The organism is Roseomonas mucosa ATCC BAA-692 (genome assembly GCF_000622225.1).
Taxonomy (GTDB): domain Bacteria; phylum Pseudomonadota; class Alphaproteobacteria; order Acetobacterales; family Acetobacteraceae; genus Roseomonas; species Roseomonas mucosa.
On record NZ_JHWD01000002.1, the window covers coordinates 402,085 to 420,029 of the forward strand.

The window sequence follows — 17,945 nt, forward strand, 5'->3', positions numbered from 1 at the left end:
CGCCGGGGGGGGAACGCCCCGCCCCCATCACTCCGCCGTGGCGCGGGCTGGGCGGAGCGCCTTTCCGGTCGCCTCCGCCCGCCGTCGCAGGCGCAGCAGGGCCGGCGCCGCGAGGCCCAGGGCGCAGGCCGTCCAGCCCAGCGCCTGGAGGTTCTCCGGCCCCTCGCGCCACGCGCTGGCCAGCGCCGCCAGGGCCAGGGTGCCGCCCGCCCAGGCCTCCGCCCAGCCGCCGCCGCGCAGGGGCAGGTCGCGCAGCAGCGCCCGGGCGACGACCGCGACCAGCGGCACGGCGAAGGTGGGGAACGGGAAGTCGCGGTAGCGCGGATCGAAGAGCAGCAGGAGCTGGAGGACCATCGCCGTCCAGAGGAAGACGAAGGACAGGTCGTCGAAGGCGAAGCCGCGCCAGTCCCGCCAGCGCAGCCGCCCGCGCAGCAGGGCCCGGACCGAGGCCGTCGCCTGGGCGCCGGTGCGCGGCATCTCCACCGGCAGGCCGGACAGGACCTGCCCCGCCCGGCGCAGCAGCAGCGCCGCCAGCAGCGCCTGCCCGGCGAGGTTCGCCGTGACCGCCAGCATCAGGTGCTCGTCGAAGGCATAGGGCACGCCGCCGCACCAGGCGAAGGCCAGCGCGTTGCCCAGCGCCAGGGCCAGCAGCGCCAGCGGTGCGCGCGGCGCGGCGGGAAAGGCGCGGGCGGTGGCGGCGAGGAGGCCGAGGCCCAGCAGCGCCGCCGCCCCGGCATACCAGCCCCAGAGCGCGTTCTCCCGCACCGGGCCGGAGAGGGCGAATTTCGGCTGCCGGTCGGCGGTCCAGAGGCCCCAGGCGGCGCCGACCGTGCCCTCGCTCTTGTACTTCCAGACCTGGTCGAAGGCCTCGATGACGTTGTAGTCGAAGCCCTCCTCCCGGCTCAGCGCCGCGAACTCCCGCAGGAAGCGCGCCTGGCTCACTGTGGAGGGCACCGCCCCCTCGCGCCAGCGGCCGGCGCTGGGCCAGCCGACCTCGCCGATGGCGATGGGCTTGCCGGGAAAGAGCGCCCGCATGCGATGGACGATGTCGCGGGTATGGGCGATCGCCGCCTCGACATCGAGCGGCTCGTCCTCCCAATAGGGCAGGATGTGGATGGTGACGATGTCCACATGCCTCGCCACCTCCGGGAACTGCTGCCAGAACTCCCAGACATCGGCATAGGTCACGGGCTGCCGCACAGCGGCCCGCACGCGGTCGAGGTAGCCGATCAGCGCGGCGGGCGGCAGGTCGCGGCGCAGCAGCACCTCGTTGCCGACGACCACGCGCTCCACTGTCTCCGGATGGCGGTTGGCGCTCTCGATCAGCCGCGCCACCTCGCGCTCGTTGTTCGCCAGCGTGCCGCTCAGCCAGGCGCCCTGCCAGAGCTTCAGCCCGTTGCGCGCGGCGATGGCGGCCACGTCGTAGTCGCCTTCGACGCTGGCATAGGTGCGGATGCCCCGGACGCGCGGAGCGATCAGGCGCATGTCCTCCTCGACCTCCGCCGCGCTGGGGAAGATCCCGCGCAATGGGCTGTCCCCGGTGCGGAAGGGCGCGAAGGAGACGCTGTTCAGCCGCTCCGCCGGCATCGGCAGGTCGCCGAGCTGCGCCCGGTTCGGCCACCACCAGGCCAGCAGCGTGGCCAGCAGCCCGAGCAGCAGGACGGCCGGCAGGCCCCATCCCGGGGCAGTCCCCGGGGAAGTTCCCCGGGAAGCCGGTCGCGGGGTGAACCCGTTCGCGCGTCGCATGTTCACCTCCATACTGGCCCCTTCCTAGCGGGCCGGTATGGCGAAACGAAGGTGGAGGAAAGGCGAATGGGCCTGGACGGGATGAGCGACGAGGCGGTGCGCGACCTCTTGTTGCGCACGCGCCGCATCGCGGTGGTGGGCGCTTCGGACCGGCCGGGGCGGCCGTCGAACGGCGTGTTCCGCTTTCTGCTCGACCGGGGCTACGACGCGGTGCCGGTCAATCCCGCCCTGGCGGGCCGGACGCTGCATGGCGTGGCCGCCGTGGCGGGCCTGGAGGAGGCCGCGCCGCTCGACCTCGTGGATGTCTTCCGGCGCTCGGAGGATGCCGGGGCGGTGGTGGACGAGGCGATCCGGCTCGGCGCCCCGGCGGTCTGGCTGCAGCTCGGGGTCGTGGACCAGGCTGCGGCGGAGCGGGCGCGCGCGGCCGGAGTGGTTTGCGTCATGGACCGCTGCCCGGCGATCGAATGGGGCCGGCTGGGCCTTCCGCCCCGGATCTCCGGTCCAGCCCCGGAGTGAACCGGCGTCCAGGGGTGAAGATGGCGGCGGAGATGGCCAGCGGATGAAAAAGCCGCCGTATTCGTATCAAACGTTAACTTCTTGTTAGAATTGGATTGAAAGCCGCCGCGTTCTGGTCCAACTCCGCGTTCTCTGCATCGGCGGGCGCATGCGCCCCGTGGCGGCAGATCGGAGCATATGGAACGATGACCGAGGAAGAGCGTCGCATCATCACGGACTACGTCACGCGCGTTTCGGGGGCCGAGGCCCAGGCGGCGCGCCCGGCCAGCCCGTGGGGCGGCAGCGTGCCCTCGACCCGGGCACCCTCCAGCCTTCCGCCCGTGGACCCCGAGGCGGACCGGCTGATCCAGGACCTTTTCGCCCGCTATCCCGAGGCGCGCTACCGAATCACCCAGACGGCCTTTGTGCAGGAGGCCGCTCTGGTACAGGCGCAGAACCGCATCCAGCAGCTGGAATGGGAGCTCGACAACGCACGCCAGCAGGTGGAGGCGGCACAGGCCCAGGGTGGCAATCGGGGCGGGCTGTTCGGCGGCATGTTCGGCGGCGGCCAGCGCCAGCCGGTGCCGGCGCGGCCGATGTCGCCGCCGCCGCAGCCCATGGCCATGCCGAACGGCTATGCGCCGCAGCAGATGCTGCAGCCGGGCCGTAGCGGCTCGGGCTTTCTCGGCACCGCACTGACCACGGCGGCGGGCGTGGCGGGCGGCATGGTCCTCGGCAATGCGCTGATGAACATGTTCTCGGGCCACGAGGCGCATGCGGCCAGCGTGGTGGACGATGCCACGGGCGGCGCCTTCGGCCAGGATGCGGTGGCCACCCCGGCTTCCTCTCCCTGGACGGACCCGGCCGGGCAGAACGATGCCTATGGCGCCCAGGACACGGGCTGGAGCCAAAATGATGCGGCATCGTCACAAGATGCCGGTTGGGGGCAGGATGACGCCTCCGGCTATGATACAAGCGATCCAGGCAGCTATGATGACGAGGTCTGATGTCCCGGTGGCCTGACGTCCCGGGCTTCTGATATCCTGGGACGGTGCGGGGCACGGGCCTCCCGCCAGGACGCGAGAGGAAATCCGGTCCATACCGTCCCAGCCACCCCATGAAACTGCCAGACCCGGCCCTGTCCTGCGCGACGGGGCCGGGTTCCTGCCTGTGGCGGGTGGCGCGCAGGCATTGGCGGGCCCGGCCCCCGGCGGCCTGGTCGTGGAGGCCATGCCCTGGGTGGCCCTGGTCGCGTCCCTCGTCATGCTGGTGGGCGCCTGCATCGGGATCAGCACGGTGCGGGACCTGTTGCTGGACAGCCTGCGGGCCGAAGCCAGGGTCATCGCGCAGGGCATGGCCGGGCAGGTCCAGCAGGTGCTGCGGAGCGCGGACAATGCGCTGTCCCTCCTGCAATCCGACCTGCCGCCCCACGGCCCGTTGCCGGACGATGCGGCGCTTCGCCGGATGATAGGGTGCTGCCAGATGCTGCCGGGGGAAGTGGGGGTCTTCCTGCGGGACCGGCAGGGCACGGTGATCGCGTCCACCTTCGAGAACCCGGAACTGGAAGGGGCCCTCGGCGCCTTGTCCGTGCCCTCACCCACCGTCCCGCCCGCCCTGGCCTCGCCAGGAACGCCGTCCCGGCTCATCACCCTGCCACAGGACCGGCCACCTCGTTTCCTCGCGCTGCTGCGCCCGCCTTCCGGCGCCGGACAGTACGGAGCAGGAATGATCCTGCAGGCCACGGCGCTGCTGGAATCCTTTGATGGGCTGCTGGCCCTGCAACCCTCCGCCGTCCGTCTGCAGCAGCAGGGCCCGATCCAGACCGTGCTGGCACAGCGTGGCAGTCCCGATCTGCTGAGCCGGATCACCGGCACGCGTGACACCCCCGCCACCGGGCTGGCGAGCTGGAGCGGGCAGGACTGGCTGACAGCCACCAGCCCGGTGCCGCCTTTCGCGGCCCATGTCACCGTCAGCCTTTCCGCGGCGGAGACGATGCGCCGCTGGCGGGAGATCAGCCTGGCCTGCCTGGCCGCCCTGGTGGCGCTGGCCGTGGCCATGACCGGCATCACCCTGGCCCTGCGGCGGCATGGCCGGGCGCGCGCCGCCACGGTGCACCGGCTCATGGAGGCGGAGCAGGATCTCCGCCTCGCCCATGCCGTGGCGCAGATCGGGGAGTTCTCGCTCGATCTCGCGACCCGCCGCGTCACCTGGAGCGAGGGCGTCCACCGGCTGTTCCGCACCGACCCCCGGCAGCCCATGCGCCCGCTCTCCTGGATCCTCGACCACCTCGACCCCGAGGGCCACAAGGACGTGCGGCATGTCTGGCGCCGCCTTCTGGCGGAACCGGAGCGCAACCTGCGCAGCGAAAGGCGCATCCGTCGCGCCGACGGCACCACCGCCTGGTGCTGGATCGAGTTCCGCCTGCAGCGCGACGCGCAGGGCCGCCCAGCGGCCATCCGCGGCGTGCTGCAGGACATCACGCGGGAGCGGGAAGCCGAGGAGCAGGTCCGCCGGCTGGCGGAAAAGGACTCCCTGACCGGCCTCGCCAACCGCTGGCGCCTGCAGAAGCATCTGGAGGAAAGCCTCGGCGCGGCGCGCGAGACGGGGCAGCGGGTCGGGGTGCTGTACCTGGACCTCGATGGGTTCAAGAGCATCAACGACCGCTGGGGGCACCGGGCGGGGGACCAGCTGCTGCTGCAGGTGGCCGAGCGCATCCAGGCCGCCGCGCGCCCCGGGGACCTGGTGGCGCGGCTGGGCGGGGACGAGTTCGTGGTGGTGCAGTCCGGCCTGCCGGAGGATGCCGCCCGCGCCGCCGAGACGATCCAGCGCCTCGCCACGCGGCTGATCACCCTGCTGCGCCGCAGCTACGACCTGGGCGATGGGCGGGAGGGCATCGTTTCCGCCTCGGCGGGGCTCGCCCTTTTCCCAACCGACGCGGCGGATGCCAGCGGGCTGCTGGAATGTGCCGACACCGCCCTCTACCGCACCAAGCTCGCCGGGCGGAACGGCTGGTCCAGCTTCTCCTTCGAGATGGACCGCGAGATCCGCGACGCGCGCTCGCTGGAGCAGGACCTGCGGCAGGCCGTGCCGCAGGGGCAGCTGGAGCTCGCCTGGCAGCCGCAGGCGGCGCTCGATTCGCCCCGGGCAGCTCCTGGCGAAACCCTCGGGGAGGCTTCTGGGGCAACCGTGGACGCGGAGGCCCTGCCCCGGATCGTCGGCTTCGAGGCCCTTCTGCGCTGGCGCCACCCCGAGCGTGGCCTGCTGTCCCCGGATGTCTTCATCCCCTCCGCCGAACGCTCCGGCACCATCCTGGAGATCGGCGAATGGGTGCTGCGGACCGCCTGCGCCGAGGCGGCGTGCTGGGGCCGCCCGCTCCGCCTCGCGGTCAACGTCTCTCCGGTACAGGTGCAGCAGGGGGATCTGGTGGCCGTCGTCCACCGCGCGCTGCGCAGTTCCGGCCTGCCGCCGGAGCGGCTGGAGCTGGAGGTCACCGAAGGCCTGCTGCTGCGCGATGTCGGGCAGGTGCAGGCCACGCTGAGCGCGCTGCGCGGCATGGGGGTGGGGATCACCCTGGACGATTTCGGCACCGGCTATTCCTCGCTGATGACGCTGCGCGCCTTCCCCTTCGGCCGGCTGAAGCTGGACCGCGGCTTCATCGCCACCATGGCCGAGGACGCGACCTCCGCCGCCATCGTGCGCGGCACGCTGGCCCTGGCCCGCAGCCTCGGCCTGCCCGTCACCGCCGAGGGGGTGGAGACGGAGGAGCAGGCCCGCGCCCTGCGCGCCGAGGGCTGCGAGGAGATCCAGGGCTGGCTGATCGGCCGCCCCCTGCCGATCGAACGCTGGCGCTCGCTGACCGGGGAAGGCGCCGGCGCCCCGGGCGGCAGCCCCGAAGGCGTGGACGATACGGTGCCGAGTTGACTGCTGCCCGGCCGCGGCGCAGCCTGCGCGCGACATGTCCGCCGATCCGGAAGCCCCGCCCGGGGAACGCACCGCCCCCGCCTTCCCCGACCATGCCTCCCCCGACCGTGGCTCCAGGGACTGGCCTGCGATCGGGCTGATCTGCACCGGGCATTTCCTGTCGCATTTCTACATGCTCTGCCTCGCGCCGCTGTTTCCGCTGTGGCGCGAGGAGTTCGGCGTCTCCTATGCCACGCTCGGCCTGGCGCTGGCGCTGATGAGCGGCGTGACCGCCGCGTTGCAGACGCCGGTCGGCTTCCTGGTGGACCGGCACGGCGCACGCCCCTTCCTGGTCGGCGGCACGCTGCTGATGGCGCTCTCGATCTCCGCCATGGGCCTCGCCCCGGGCTTCTGGGCGGTGCTGCTGCTGGCGCTGCTGTCGGGCATCGGCAACAGCGTGATCCATCCGGCCGACTACGCCATCCTGGCCGGCAGCGTCAGCGGCCATCGCATGGGCCGCGCCTTCTCGCTCCACACCTTCACCGGCAATCTCGGCTTCGCCCTGGCGCCGGTCGTGGTGCTGACCCTGTCGGACCTGATGGGCTGGCGCGCCACGCTGGCGCTGGTCGGGCTGCTGGGCGTGCCGGTGGTGGCGGCGATCCTCTGGCAGTCCCGCATCCTGGCGGACCAAGCGAAGCCCCGCACCGCCCGCCCCGCCACGAATGCCGGCGCGGGCGGCAACCTGCTGCTGTCGCGGCCGATGCTGCTTTTCTTCGCCTTCTTCCTGCTGTCCTCCATGGCCAGCTCCGGCATCCAGTCCTTCCTGATCCCGGTGCTGGGCCAGATCTGGGGCACGCCGCTGGAGGTCGCGTCCTGGGCGCTGACCGGCTACATGATCGGCAATTCGGCCGGGGTGCTGCTGGGCGGGTGGTATGCCGACCGGTCGCGGCGGCACCTGGTCTTCGTGGTGGGGCTGACGCTGCTTTCCATGGCGCTGCTGCTCCTGCTCGGCGCCCTGCCGCTGCCGGACATCCTGCAGCCCATCATCGTGGTGGCGGCCGGCACGGCGCTCGGCGCTTCCCGCACCCCGCGCGACGTGATGGTGAAGGAGGCCTCGCCGCCCGGGCAGATCGGCAAGGTCTTCGGCTTCATCTCCTCCGGCCTGCCGCTGGGCAGCGCCCTGATCCCCGTGCCGGTGGGCATGCTGCTGGATGCCGGCTATGCCGTGCTGGTGCTGCCGCTGGTGGCGCTGCTGCTGGGCCTGTCGCTGCTCTGCGCCGGCGGCGGGCGGGGCGAGGCGCGCCGCGAGGTCGGCGTGGTGGCGGCCGAGTGATGGGGCGGCGCCGGACCGCCGGCGCCTATAGCGGCTTCTGCCAGAACAGCGCCCGGCCGGCGGCGGGATCGAGCACATAGGCGCCGAAACCCGCCTTTTCATAGGCGGCGCGGGCCACCCGGTTCCCTTCCAGCACCTCCAGCGTGATCTTGCAGCAGCCCCGTTCCCGCGCGATCCGCTCGGCCTCGGCCAGCAGCATCCGGCCGATCCCCCGCCCCCGGAAGCGGCGGGACACCACCACGTCGTGCAGGTTCAGCAGGGGCCGCCCGGCGAAGGTGGAGAAGCCCTCGAAGGCGTTCAGCAGCCCCGCCGCCTCGCCCTCCGCATGGGCCAGCAGGGTCAGGGCCTGGGGCCGCCGGGCCAGTTCCGCGGCCAGGCCCTCCGCGACGCCGTCCGGCAGGGGCTTGCCGCCGCCCATCGGGTCGAGGGCGTATTCCCGCATCAGCCGGGCGATCGCGCCGGCCTGGACCGGGTCGCCGTAATCCGCCTGCGCCACGGTGACGGTCATGGAAGTCCTCGCGCCGGAATGGAGAAGGTAAGGCCGGGAAACGGCCGTTGCCGGAGCGGACCTGCCACCCTTCCGGGCTTCAAGCCATCCCGCTCCGCATGCTTCCCATGGCGGCCCGGATGCGCGTCCATTCCACCACGGCCGCCTCGGTGAAGGCGTCGGCGCAGTCCACGACCTCGGGCGGCGTGCAGCCCAGGGCCCCGGCCAGATGTTCCCGGACCCCGGCCGTGGCCCGGGCGAGGACCTTCGTCATCTCCCCCCGGTCCATATCCGAAAGGATTTCCTGGGCGAACCGGACACCGCCTTCGCGGGACGCCTGCAGCGTTTCCCGGTAGAAGCGGGCCCTTTCCTTGGTGTCCTGCGCCATTCCATTCCTTTTCCGAGCGGGTCCCGAGAACCCTTCTCACCGGAGAATAGCTAAACAAGGGTGGCGGGACTGCGTTTCCGGACACAATGCGGCGGGACATGGGATTTCCCCGGTCCGGATCAGTTTTGCGGAAGAAAGCGCGAAGGGCCGCCGGAATGCTCCGGAGGCCCGGCGCCCGGCCGGGGCGGCATGCAGGCCCTGCCCTCACTCCGCCGGGCGGCGCACTCCGTCGCGGTCCGGCAGCGGCAGGGTCCCGCGTTCCTCCGTACCGATCCCGGCGACGGGAATGCCGTGCAGGGCCTCGCGCAGCCGAACCGGGTCCAGCTCGCCCTCCCAGCGGCTGATCGCCACGCAGGCCACGCCGTTGCCGACGAGATTGGTCAGGGCGCGGACCTCGCTCATGAACTTGTCGATGCCGACCAGCACGGCCAGGGCCTGGATGGGGATGTCCGGGATGACCGACAGCGTGGCCGCCAGGGTGATGAAGCCCGCCCCGGTCACGCCCGAGGCGCCCTTGGAGGTCAGCATCGCCACCAGCAGGATGGTCAGCTCCTGCCCCCAGCTCAGATGGGTGTTGGTGGCATTGGCCAGGAACATCGTGGCCAGCGTCATGTAGATGTTGGTGCCGTCGAGGTTGAAGGAATAGCCGAGCGGCACGGTGATGCCGACCACCTTGGGCGAGCAGCCCAGCGCCTCCATCTTGCGCATGATCTGCGGCAGCACGCTCTCGCTGCTGGAGGTGCCGAGCACGATCAGCAGCTCCTCGCGGATGTAGTTGACGAAGCGCAGGATCGAGAAGCCGCAGAGCCAGCCGACGAAGCCCAGCACCACCAGCACGAAGAGCGCCGAGGTGATGTAGAAGGTCCCCACCAGCTCGCCCAGTTGCAGCAGGGAGCGGATGCCATAGGCGCCGATGGTGAAGGCCATGGCGCCGAAGGCACCGATCGGCGCCACCTTCACCACGATCGCGACGATGCCGAAGAAGACCCGCGCCATGCCGTCGATCGCCGCCGCGGTGGGCGCGCGGAAACGCTCCGGCAGGGCATTGATGGCAAAGCCGGTCAGTACCGCCAGCAGCAGCACCTGCAGCAGGTCGCCATTGGCGAAGGCGCCGATGAAGGTGTCGGGGATGATCGCCATCAGATGCGCCGCGACGCTGTCCTTGGCCGCCTGCTGGGCATAGGCCTGGATGGCGCTGGCGTTGAGCTGCGACGGGTCGATGTTGAAGCCGCTGCCGGTGCCGAAGACCTTGGCCACGAAGAGGCCGATCACCAGGGCGAAGGTCGAGATCACCTCGAAGTAGAACAGCGCCTTGATGCCGACGCGGCCCACCGAGCGCGCATCGTTCACCGAGGCGATGCCGTGCACCACGGTGCAGAAGACCACAGGGGCGATGACCAGCTTGATCAGCTTCACGAAGCCGTCGCCCAGCGGCTTCATCGCCGCGCCGGTCTCCGGCCAGAGGGCGCCGACCAGAACGCCGAGGACGATGGCGACGAGGACCTGGACGTAGAGAAGGGACAACCAGCGCCTGAGCATGGGCGACATATCTCCGAGAGTCCGTCCCGGCCGGAACGAAGAACGGCCTCCGGAGAAGCGACCGGGCTGCTGACGCCCACTGATATATAGAGGACTGCCGGGTGTTTCCTTTCTCCCCGGTTACCTCGTGTCCATCTTGTTCGTCAGACGGTGAGCCCGAGCAGTTCCGCGATCCGCGGCGTGGCCTTCACTCCCGTGCCGGTCAGCAGCAGCACCGTGCTCTGCGCCGCGCCGATGCGCCCTTCCCGCAGCAACCGGCCGAAGCCTGCCGCCGCCTGCGCGCTGGTCGGCTCGGCATAGAGGCCCTGCCCCGCCAGTTCGAGCGTGGCCCGGGCGATCTCCTCTTCCTCCAGAATGACAGCGCCGCCATGCGTTTCGCGCAAGGCCTGGACGACCTCCGGCAGGCGGATCGGCGCGGCAATGGCGGTGCCCTCGGCGATGGTCGGGCGCGGCTCAGCCGGCGGGGCGCCGAGCGCGGCGCGGGCGATGGGCGCGCAATTCGCCGGCTGCACGGCGAAGAGGCGCGGCATCCGCGCGATCTGCCCGGCCCGCAGCAGCTCCGCGAAGCCGATCCAGCAGCCCAGCACGTTGGAGCCGGCGCCGCAGGGGATCACGATGTTGTCCGGCGCTCGGAAGCCGAGATCCTCCCAGAGCTCATAGGCCAGGGTCTTGGTGCCGTGCAGGAAGAAGGGATGCCAGTTGTGCGAGGCGTAGAAGGTGCCGGACTCGCGCTCCCGCCCCTGGCGCAGCGCCTCGTCGGCGCAGTCCTGCCGCGTGCCGGGCACGAGCTGGATCTCGGCCCCGGCGGCGCGAGACTGCACCGTCTTGGCGGGCGAGGTCGATTCCGGCACCAGGATGCGCGCCCGCATCCCGCCCGCCGCCGCATAGGTGGCGATGGCCGCGCCGCCATTGCCGGAGGAGTCCTCCAGCACCGCGCCGATCCCCTGTTCCCGCAGCAGCGAAAGCATCACCGAGGCGCCACGGTCCTTGAAGGAGCTGGTGGGCATGAACCATTCGCACTTCACCAGGGCCGTACCGGCGCCGAGGCGGCGCTCCAGCAGCGGCGTGCAACCCTCGCCCAGCGAAATCGGGGCGGGAGGGGCGAAGGGCAGCGCCGCGGCATAGCGCCAGACCGAACGCTCGCCGCGCGCGATGTCGTCGCGGCCGATGCCGGGCAGGTCGGTGAGGAAGAGCGGCTGTCCGCCGTCGCCGCACCAGCGCGGCAGTTCCAGCGGCCAGCGCTGGCCGGAGCGGGGGTCGAGATAGGCTGTGTTGCTCATGGGGCGCGGAGCCTCGCGCGGCTCCCGCCTCCCGGCAAGGGGCCTTGCCATGCGCCGGACCGGGCGCGAGACAAGGGGCACGGAAGCAGCAGGAGAAGAGCATGACCGAGGCCGATGCCGTGGCTGTCCTGGCCCGCGACCTGGTGCGGATCGACAGCCGCTCCAGCCTCTCCAACCTGCCCGTCGCCGAGCGGCTGGAGGCCGAGCTGCGTGGCTTCGAGATCGAGCGGCTGGACTATGCGGATGCCGCCGGCGTGGCCAAGCGCGTCCTGGTGGCCCATCGCGGCCCGCTGTCCGGCGGCGGCCTCGCCCTGTCGGGCCATATGGACACGGTGCCGGAAACCGGCTGGACGGAGGACCCCTGGTCGGGCCGGGTGGACGAGGCGGGCATCCTGCACGGCCTGGGCGCCGCCGACATGAAGGGCCCGGTGGCCGCCATTGTGGTCGCGGCGCGCGGCCTGCCCGCCGGCATCCCCGTGACCCTGCTGCTGACCACCGACGAGGAAACCACCAAGCAGGGCGCCCGCCTCGTGGCGCAGCGTTCGGAACTGGCCCGGCGCGCGGTGCCGCGCGGCATCGTGGTGGCGGAGCCGACCAGCCTGATCCCCGTGCGCGGCCACCGCGCCAACGTCATGTTCACCGCGACCGCCACGGGCATCCAGGCGCATTCCTCCGGCGCCCGGGGAGTGAACGCGAACTGGGCGCTGATCCCCTTCCTGGCGGAGATGCGGGAGGTCTTCGCCCGACTGCGAAGCGATCCGGCGTTGCAGGACCCGGCCTACGACCCGCCCTTTTCCGACTTCAACCTGCTGATCGACAACCACGGCACGGCGGTGAACGTCACCGTCCCCCGTGCCACGGCGCGCATCAAGTTCCGCTATTCCCGCAGCATCGATCCGGCGCCGGTCGTGGCGGCGGTGCGCGCGGCCGCGGAGCGTGCCGGGCTGGCACTGGAGATGCAGGCCGATCCTGGCGCGCCGGAACTGCCGGAGGAGCACCCGCTGGTGGCGCTGGCGGTGCGCGAGACCGGCCAGGCGCCGCGCACCGCCGCCTATGGCACCGACGCGACGGAGCTCCAGGCCCTGGCGCCCTGCGTCGTGCTGGGCCCGGGCACGATCGCCGTGGCCCACAGCCCGGGGGAGCACGTCCCGCTGGCGGAACTCGCCCGGGCCGTGCCGCTCTTCCGCCGTCTCGTCAGCACTGGGTGAGCGGCAGATCCGGCCGCGACCGGAGCCGCGAAGCGGGCCGCGCCTCGCGGCTGTCCGGCGCCTGGGCGCGGACGAGGTCCCGCCCTTCCCGCTTGGCGGCATAGAGTGCCCGGTCCGCCGCTTCCAGCAGGCTCCGGGGGCTGATCTCCTGCCCGGGCGCCATGGCGGCGACGCCCAGGCTCAGCGTTGCCATGCCGCCGCGTGCCGTGGGGTGCGGGATGCCCTGTGCCCGCATGGAGCGGCGGATCCGCTCCGCCACGCCCATCGCCGCCTCCAGCCCGGTCCCGGGCAGCAGGACGGCGAACTCTTCCCCGCCGAGCCGGGCCGCGAGGTCGCTGCCGTCGCGCAGGTTGCGTTGCAGCACCTTCGCCACGCGCCGCAGGCAGGCATCCCCTTCCGGATGGCCGTGGTGGTCGTTGATGGCCTTGAAGTGATCCGCGTCGATCATGAGGACCGACAGCGGCCGGCCATGGTGCCGCGCACGCGCGAATTCATGGGCATAGGCCTGGTCGAAGCGACGGCGGTTCGGCAAGCCGGTCAGCGGGTCGCTGCAGGCCTCCCGGCGGTAATGGGCCTCCGCACGCTCTCGGATCATGGTCACCGCCCCGAAGCCGTGCAGGACGAAGAAGACGAGCGCGCTGACCAGGACCAGCCCGAGCGAGAGATCCGGCAGGAAGTGGAACCGCACCGGATCGGGGGACACCAGCATCGCCACACCCCGGAAGGCCATGACCGCGACGCTGCCGACCATCGCCGCGAACATCCACCAGCGCGCCGAGATCCTTTCGGCCCGGCCACGCCACAGCTCCCAGGCCGCGACGGCGAACAGGCCGCCGTGCAGGAGCGAGGCCAGCAGCACGCGCCGGTCGTAGCGGCCGTAGAATTCCGGGATCCGGCAGGCCAGGAGCCAGACCAGCGGCGCCAGCAGGATCAGCAGGACGGGGGTCGCGCGCCCGTCGGCCCGGCGGTGCCCGGCCCAGATCAGCGCGGAGCAGAGGATGGCCAGCGCGTTCGACAGGTCCACCGTCACCAGCAGAGGCAGGGCGGAGCGGTCGAACTGAAGGGCCATGGCCAGGGTTTCGCTGAGGAAGGCCCCTCCGAAGATCAGCGGCAGGTCATGTCCCGGGCTGGCCCGCCAGGACATGAGGCAGGCCAGGGCGCTGGTGCCGGTCACCAGGGTGACGGCCAGGATCAGGGTCGGAGCGTCCAGGAACATGTCGCGGCGGGTGACCCTCTTCGGCGGCATCGGAGGGGGCGGCGGTCTTAGGCTTCCATGAACCCGACCTCGCTCCACCCGCATGACGTGATTCCTATGGATCATTCACACGCAAAAGTCATCATTCCACGTTGGATTTAAGCTTGGTTCGCTAAGATCTGCCCCAGCCACACGGAAAAGCCCCTCTTTCCGCGGCAGGCGGCCCCCGGCCGGGCATCGATCCACCCCCTCAGAGGCGGGGACGGTCCGGCGGGAATAGCCGTCGGAGCCGCCCCACCTGTCCGGTCAGACGCCCTTGCTCATCGCCTGGATGGGCGGCTGCACATCCGCGGGCAGCGGGCAGACATAGGGGGTGGCCGCCGTCCGCGCCGCGAGATCGGCCTTGGCCTTCTCGATCAGCGAGGGGTCCTGCAGCGCATCCACCGCCGTGCCCGCCATCACCTTGGCGACATGCAGCAGGCCCTTGTGGGCGATGCCGGACTTGCCCTGCGCCGTGAGCTGCCAGGAATGCCCCGGCGTGCCGATGGCATAGGTGGCGCCGCGCGCCTGCACCGTCGGCACCACCCAGGAGACGTCGCCCACATCGGTGGAGCCGACGCCGCCCCGGCCCCTGGAATGCAGCGGCACGATGAAGTCGGCCAGCGGCTTGTTCCGGTCCACCGGCACGCCGGCGCGGCGGAAGGCGGCGGCGATGTCGTCATCGTTCAGCGTCTTGCGGATCTCCTCCGCGAAGGCGCGGTCCTCCTCGTCGAACTGTGGCGGGCCCAGGCGCTGGAAGTTGTCGTACATCGCCTGTTCCAGCGGCGTGTTGCCCATCAGGTTCGAGACGGCGCTGACCACCTTGGTGGCGACAGCCGTCTCGGTCATCAGCGCCGCGCCGTCGGCGATCTTGCGGACGCGGGCGACCAGCGCGTTCAGCTCGTTCAGGTCGGCGGCGCGGATCAGGTAGCGCACCTTGGCCGAGCCCTGCACCACGTTCGGCGCGATGCCGCCGGCATCCAGATAGGCGTAGTGGACGCGGGCATGGCTCGGCATATGCTCGCGCATGTAGTTCACACCGACATTCATCAGCTCCACCGCGTCGAGCGCCGAGCGGCCGAGTTCCGGCGCGGCGGCGGCGTGGGAGGAGCGGCCGGTGAAGGTGAAGTCGATGCGTGTGTTGGCGAGACTCACCGCGTCGTTCACGCCGGACAGCGGCGCCGGATGCCAGGAGATGGCGATGTCCACATCCTTGAAGGCGCCGTCGCGCACCATGAAGCCCTTGGCGGCGCCGCCTTCCTCGGCCGGGCAGCCGTAGTAGCGCACGCGGCCCCTGATGCCGTTCTCCGCCAACCAGTCCTTCACCGCCGCTGCCGCCAGCAGGGCGGCGGAGCCGAGCAGGTTGTGGCCGCAGCCATGGCCCTTGCCTTCCTGGCCCTCGACCGGGCGCGGCTCGGCCAGGCCGGCCTCCTGGCTCAGCCCGGGCAGCGCGTCGTACTCGCCCAGGATGGCGATCACCGGCCCGCCCTCGCCCGCCTCGCCCATCACCGCGGTCGGGATGCCCGCGACATCCTTCGTGATGCGGAAGCCTTCCTTCTCCAGCTGGGCAATATGCTCCGCCACCGAGCGGTGCTCGCCATAGGCCAGTTCCGGCATGCCCCAGACCCGGTCGGAAAGGCCGATATAGTCGTCGCGCTTCTTCTCGACGTGGCGCCAGATCTCTTCGCTGTTCTGCATCGGAAACAATCCTGTCTGCTTCGGGTCCGGTTCCGGGGGCGGCCGGTGCGGCAAGGCGGTCCCCTCGTCATGGCACAGGGGGAAAGGCTCTCGCGGAACGACCGCCCGGCCGTGGCGGGGCGGGACTATGCGCCCAACCCGCGTGGGCCGGAACCCGGCCGAGCCCCCATGGATACATCCCGCCAGCGGGGCTTCCGGAGGCTGGCGGCCGTGCCAGCCCAGCGCCTCAGCCGAGGAAGCCCACCGCCCAGTAGGCCAGCGCCGCGATCGCCGCCGAGGCGGGCAGCGTGACGACCCAGGCCACCACGATGCTGCCGGCCACCCCCCAGCGCACCGCCGAGGCACGACGCGCCGAGCCGACGCCGACGATGGCGCCGGTGATGGTATGGGTGGTGGAGACGGGCACGCCGAAGCCCGTGGCCATGAAGAGCGTGATGGCGCCGCCGGTCTCGGCGCAGAAGCCCTGCACCGGGGTCAGCCGGGTGATGCGGGAGCCCATGGTATGGACGATGCGCCAGCCGCCCGTCAGCGTGCCCAGCGCGATGGCGGCATGGCAGGACAGCACGACCCAGAGCGGCACGTGGAACTCGCCGCCCAGCATCCCCTGGGAATAGAGCAGGACGGCGATGATCCCCATGGTCTTCTGCGCGTCGTTGCCGCCATGGCCGAGCGCATAGGCGGAGGCCGAGAAGAACTGCAGGATCCGGAAGGAGCGGTCCACCGCGAAGGGGGTGGACCGCGCGAAGATCCAGGACACGGCGAAGACCAGCAGCAGCGCCAGGACCAGCCCCAGCAGCGGAGAGAGCACGATGGCCGCGACCGTCTTGCCCAGGCCGGACCAGACGATCGCCCCGATCCCCGCCTTCACCGTGCCGGCCCCCAGGATGCCGCCGACCAGCGCATGGGAGGAGGAGGACGGGATGCCGCGCCACCAGGTGATGATGTTCCAGGCGATGGCGCCGGCCAGCGCGCCGAAGATCACCCGCGCATCCACGATCTCCGCGTCCACGATGCCGGTGCCGATGGTCTCGGCCACGTGCAGGCCGAAGAACAGGAAGGCGATGAAGTTGAAGAAGGCCGCCCAGGCCACGGCATGATGCGGCCGCAGCACACGCGTCGCCACGATGGTGGCGATGGCGTTGGCGGCGTCGTGCAGCCCGTTCAGGAAATCGAAGAACAGCGCGACGGCGATCAGGCCGACGAGCAGTGGCAGGGCGAGGGTCTCGACCGGCATGGGCAGGGCTCCCGGCTCAGACGTGCCCGATGACGATGCTCTCGACCTGATTCGCCGCGTCGTCGAAGAGATCGACCACCCGTTCGAGCTGGTCGAAGACCTCGCGCACCGCGATGAAGCGCATCGCCCCGTCCGGTGCCTTCTCCTCCGAGATGCGGCGGAACAGCTCGGTCACGCCCTGGTCGTGGATGTCGTCCGCCTCGCCCTCCGCCGCCCGGATGGATTCGCAGAGCGCGTTGATGCGGGCGGCGTTGCCGGTGATGTCCGACAGCAGCGGCACGGTGTCGCGCAGCAGCTCGGCACAGCGCAGGATGGTGTCGCCCATGCGGCCCATCTCCGGCCCGAACTCGGTCATGCCGAAGAAGCGGATCGTCTTGGCCGTCTTCTTCATCTGGTCCAGCGTATCGTCCATGGCGCCGATCAGCGCCTGGATGTCGCCGCGGTCGAAGGGGGTGACGAAGGTCCGCCGCACCGCCTGCACGACCTCCCGCGTCACGGCATCGGCATGATCCTCGGCGGCCAGCACGGCCGGGAAATGCGTGGCCGTCGCCTCGCCGCCCCGCAGCATGGCCCGCAGTTCCGTGGCGCCCACCACGATCGCGGCGGAATGCTGCTGGAACAGGCCGAAGAATCGCTCCTCGCGCGGAAGCATGCGGCGGAACCAGCCGAGCATCGGACAAACCTTTGAAAAGCCGCCGCTCGCGGCCAGGAACGCGGGGCCAGGACAGGAATGCCTGACCGCGGAGGCGTCTTCTAACCGTCACATGGCGTCCTGGCCACACTGCGGCTGGCGACTTTCCCGGCCGGCGGGATGGACGCGCCGGACCGGGAGCCGCATTGTAATCTTCCGTTTTCGTGCCCATTTTCGAGATTCGATCAGGGACCGTGAAAGATTCGACCCGGAAACGGGCGTGAAGGACACCACCTCGTGCAATGTCACAGAAGATGAAGAAGAAGGGGCAAGGTTGCCAGTACGCGGCCCTGCCCATCGCCGAACAGGCGGGAGAGACGATGGTGATGCTGGTCACCAGCCGTGAGACGCATCGCTGGATCATCCCCAAGGGCTGGGCCGAGAAGGGCGTGGCGCCGCACGAGCTCGCCGCCAAGGAAGCCTATGAGGAAGCCGGGCTGATCGGCGAGGTCCAGGCCAAAGCCCTGGGCTCCTACTGCTACAGCAAGCGGTTGCGGAGCGGCCGGGAACTGCCTTGCCAGGTGCAGGTCTTTCCCATGCGGGTGGAGAAGCAGCTCGAGGACTGGCCGGAACGGCGGGAGCGGGAGACCCGCTGGTTCACCCTGTCCGGCGCCGCGCAACTGGTGGGCGATGCGGGTTTGAGCGCCCTCCTGCTGGGCCTGACGCGGCCCCGGGACAGCGCGGCCTAGGGCGCCTCGCCGCAGCGCGCGCC

The 17,945-nt window shown here is 71.2% G+C and carries 15 protein-coding genes; 6 read left to right on the forward strand and 9 right to left on the reverse strand.

Going from position 1 to position 17,945, the window contains the following annotated elements:
- Positions 1-27 precede the first annotated feature (27 nt).
- Positions 28-1,746: a glycoside hydrolase family 17 protein gene (locus tag BT98_RS23230; RefSeq protein ID WP_237719395.1), complete on the reverse strand. Its 1,719-nt coding sequence runs from the start codon at positions 1,744-1,746 to the stop codon at positions 28-30.
- A 66-nt stretch (positions 1,747-1,812) separates the two neighbouring features.
- Here BT98_RS23230 and BT98_RS0104465 point away from each other — a divergent pair, with 66 nt between their 5' ends.
- From BT98_RS0104465 to BT98_RS0104480, 4 genes are all read left to right on the forward strand, one after another.
- Positions 1,813-2,262, forward strand: a complete 450-nt coding sequence (locus BT98_RS0104465; protein WP_019462303.1) for a CoA-binding protein — start codon at positions 1,813-1,815, stop codon at positions 2,260-2,262.
- Between the two features lie 185 nt (positions 2,263-2,447).
- Positions 2,448-3,248: a DUF2076 domain-containing protein gene (locus tag BT98_RS0104470; protein WP_019462304.1), complete on the forward strand. Its 801-nt coding sequence runs from the start codon at positions 2,448-2,450 to the stop codon at positions 3,246-3,248.
- Between the two features lie 223 nt (positions 3,249-3,471).
- Positions 3,472-6,162 (forward strand): putative bifunctional diguanylate cyclase/phosphodiesterase, encoded by a 2,691-nt coding sequence (locus BT98_RS25920; RefSeq protein ID WP_147292489.1) that lies wholly within the window; start codon positions 3,472-3,474, stop codon positions 6,160-6,162.
- 34 nt (positions 6,163-6,196) lie between these two features.
- Entirely contained in the window at positions 6,197-7,474 is a 1,278-nt protein-coding gene (locus BT98_RS0104480) for an MFS transporter (RefSeq protein WP_019462306.1), read from the forward strand.
- Between the two features lie 25 nt (positions 7,475-7,499).
- Here BT98_RS0104480 and BT98_RS0104485 read toward each other — a convergent pair whose 3' ends face one another.
- The 4 genes from BT98_RS0104485 to BT98_RS0104500 all read right to left on the reverse strand — a co-directional run bounded on the left by BT98_RS0104485 (position 7,500) and on the right by BT98_RS0104500 (position 11,168).
- The gene (locus BT98_RS0104485; protein WP_019462307.1) at positions 7,500-7,982 is read right to left on the reverse strand and encodes a GNAT family N-acetyltransferase; all 483 of its coding nucleotides are present in this window, start codon (positions 7,980-7,982) and stop codon (positions 7,500-7,502) included.
- A 79-nt stretch (positions 7,983-8,061) separates the two neighbouring features.
- Positions 8,062-8,349 (reverse strand): hypothetical protein, encoded by a 288-nt coding sequence (locus BT98_RS0104490; protein ID WP_019462308.1) that lies wholly within the window; start codon positions 8,347-8,349, stop codon positions 8,062-8,064.
- Positions 8,350-8,553: 204 nt separating this feature from the next.
- Positions 8,554-9,897, reverse strand: coding sequence for a C4-dicarboxylate transporter DctA (dctA, locus tag BT98_RS0104495; RefSeq protein WP_019462309.1), 1,344 nt, complete (start codon positions 9,895-9,897; stop codon positions 8,554-8,556).
- A 134-nt stretch (positions 9,898-10,031) separates the two neighbouring features.
- Positions 10,032-11,168, reverse strand: a complete 1,137-nt coding sequence (locus tag BT98_RS0104500) for a threonine synthase (RefSeq protein ID WP_019462310.1) — start codon at positions 11,166-11,168, stop codon at positions 10,032-10,034.
- A 101-nt stretch (positions 11,169-11,269) separates the two neighbouring features.
- Between BT98_RS0104500 and BT98_RS0104505 the strand changes: the two genes are divergently transcribed.
- Positions 11,270-12,376 (forward strand): M20/M25/M40 family metallo-hydrolase, encoded by a 1,107-nt coding sequence (locus BT98_RS0104505; protein WP_019462311.1) that lies wholly within the window; start codon positions 11,270-11,272, stop codon positions 12,374-12,376.
- On the opposite strand, the gene BT98_RS25925 is transcribed toward BT98_RS0104505, so the two are convergent.
- The 4 genes from BT98_RS25925 to BT98_RS0104525 all read right to left on the reverse strand — a co-directional run bounded on the left by BT98_RS25925 (position 12,363) and on the right by BT98_RS0104525 (position 17,215).
- Complete coding sequence (locus BT98_RS25925; protein ID WP_019462312.1) at positions 12,363-13,622, reverse strand: GGDEF domain-containing protein; 1,260 nt, start codon at positions 13,620-13,622, stop codon at positions 12,363-12,365. The genes BT98_RS0104505 and BT98_RS25925 overlap by 14 nt on opposite strands.
- 255 nt (positions 13,623-13,877) lie before the next feature.
- Positions 13,878-15,308 carry a M20 family metallopeptidase gene (locus tag BT98_RS0104515; RefSeq protein ID WP_019462313.1) on the reverse strand — a complete coding sequence of 477 codons (1,431 nt, stop codon included), beginning with the start codon at positions 15,306-15,308 and terminating at the stop codon, positions 13,878-13,880.
- A gap of 226 nt (positions 15,309-15,534) precedes the next feature.
- Positions 15,535-16,542, reverse strand: a complete 1,008-nt coding sequence (locus tag BT98_RS0104520) for an inorganic phosphate transporter (protein ID WP_019462314.1) — start codon at positions 16,540-16,542, stop codon at positions 15,535-15,537.
- 16 nt (positions 16,543-16,558) lie between these two features.
- Positions 16,559-17,215 (reverse strand): DUF47 domain-containing protein, encoded by a 657-nt coding sequence (locus BT98_RS0104525; protein ID WP_019462315.1) that lies wholly within the window; start codon positions 17,213-17,215, stop codon positions 16,559-16,561.
- Positions 17,216-17,475: 260 nt separating this feature from the next.
- On the opposite strand from BT98_RS0104525, the gene BT98_RS0104530 reads away from it, so the two are divergent.
- Complete coding sequence (locus BT98_RS0104530) at positions 17,476-17,922, forward strand: NUDIX hydrolase (RefSeq protein WP_019462316.1); 447 nt, start codon at positions 17,476-17,478, stop codon at positions 17,920-17,922.
- The last annotated feature ends 23 nt before the right edge of the window (positions 17,923-17,945 follow it).

What these genes read in the sequence shown, in the direction of transcription:
- BT98_RS23230 (WP_237719395.1), bottom strand. Translation starts at nt 1,746, where the DNA reads ATGCGACGCGCGAACGGGTTCACCCCGCGACCGGCTTCCCGGGGAACT.
- BT98_RS0104465 (WP_019462303.1), top strand. Translation starts at nt 1,813, where the DNA reads ATGGGCCTGGACGGGATGAGCGACGAGGCGGTGCGCGACCTCTTGTTG.
- BT98_RS0104470 (WP_019462304.1), top strand. Translation starts at nt 2,448, where the DNA reads ATGACCGAGGAAGAGCGTCGCATCATCACGGACTACGTCACGCGCGTT.
- BT98_RS25920 (WP_147292489.1), top strand. Translation starts at nt 3,472, where the DNA reads ATGCCCTGGGTGGCCCTGGTCGCGTCCCTCGTCATGCTGGTGGGCGCC.
- BT98_RS0104480 (WP_019462306.1), top strand. Translation starts at nt 6,197, where the DNA reads ATGTCCGCCGATCCGGAAGCCCCGCCCGGGGAACGCACCGCCCCCGCC.
- BT98_RS0104485 (WP_019462307.1), bottom strand. Translation starts at nt 7,982, where the DNA reads ATGACCGTCACCGTGGCGCAGGCGGATTACGGCGACCCGGTCCAGGCC.
- BT98_RS0104490 (WP_019462308.1), bottom strand. Translation starts at nt 8,349, where the DNA reads ATGGCGCAGGACACCAAGGAAAGGGCCCGCTTCTACCGGGAAACGCTG.
- dctA (WP_019462309.1), bottom strand. Translation starts at nt 9,897, where the DNA reads ATGTCGCCCATGCTCAGGCGCTGGTTGTCCCTTCTCTACGTCCAGGTC.
- BT98_RS0104500 (WP_019462310.1), bottom strand. Translation starts at nt 11,168, where the DNA reads ATGAGCAACACAGCCTATCTCGACCCCCGCTCCGGCCAGCGCTGGCCG.
- BT98_RS0104505 (WP_019462311.1), top strand. Translation starts at nt 11,270, where the DNA reads ATGACCGAGGCCGATGCCGTGGCTGTCCTGGCCCGCGACCTGGTGCGG.
- BT98_RS25925 (WP_019462312.1), bottom strand. Translation starts at nt 13,622, where the DNA reads ATGCCGCCGAAGAGGGTCACCCGCCGCGACATGTTCCTGGACGCTCCG.
- BT98_RS0104515 (WP_019462313.1), bottom strand. Translation starts at nt 15,308, where the DNA reads ATGCAGAACAGCGAAGAGATCTGGCGCCACGTCGAGAAGAAGCGCGAC.
- BT98_RS0104520 (WP_019462314.1), bottom strand. Translation starts at nt 16,542, where the DNA reads ATGCCGGTCGAGACCCTCGCCCTGCCACTGCTCGTCGGCCTGATCGCC.
- BT98_RS0104525 (WP_019462315.1), bottom strand. Translation starts at nt 17,215, where the DNA reads ATGCTCGGCTGGTTCCGCCGCATGCTTCCGCGCGAGGAGCGATTCTTC.
- BT98_RS0104530 (WP_019462316.1), top strand. Translation starts at nt 17,476, where the DNA reads ATGTCACAGAAGATGAAGAAGAAGGGGCAAGGTTGCCAGTACGCGGCC.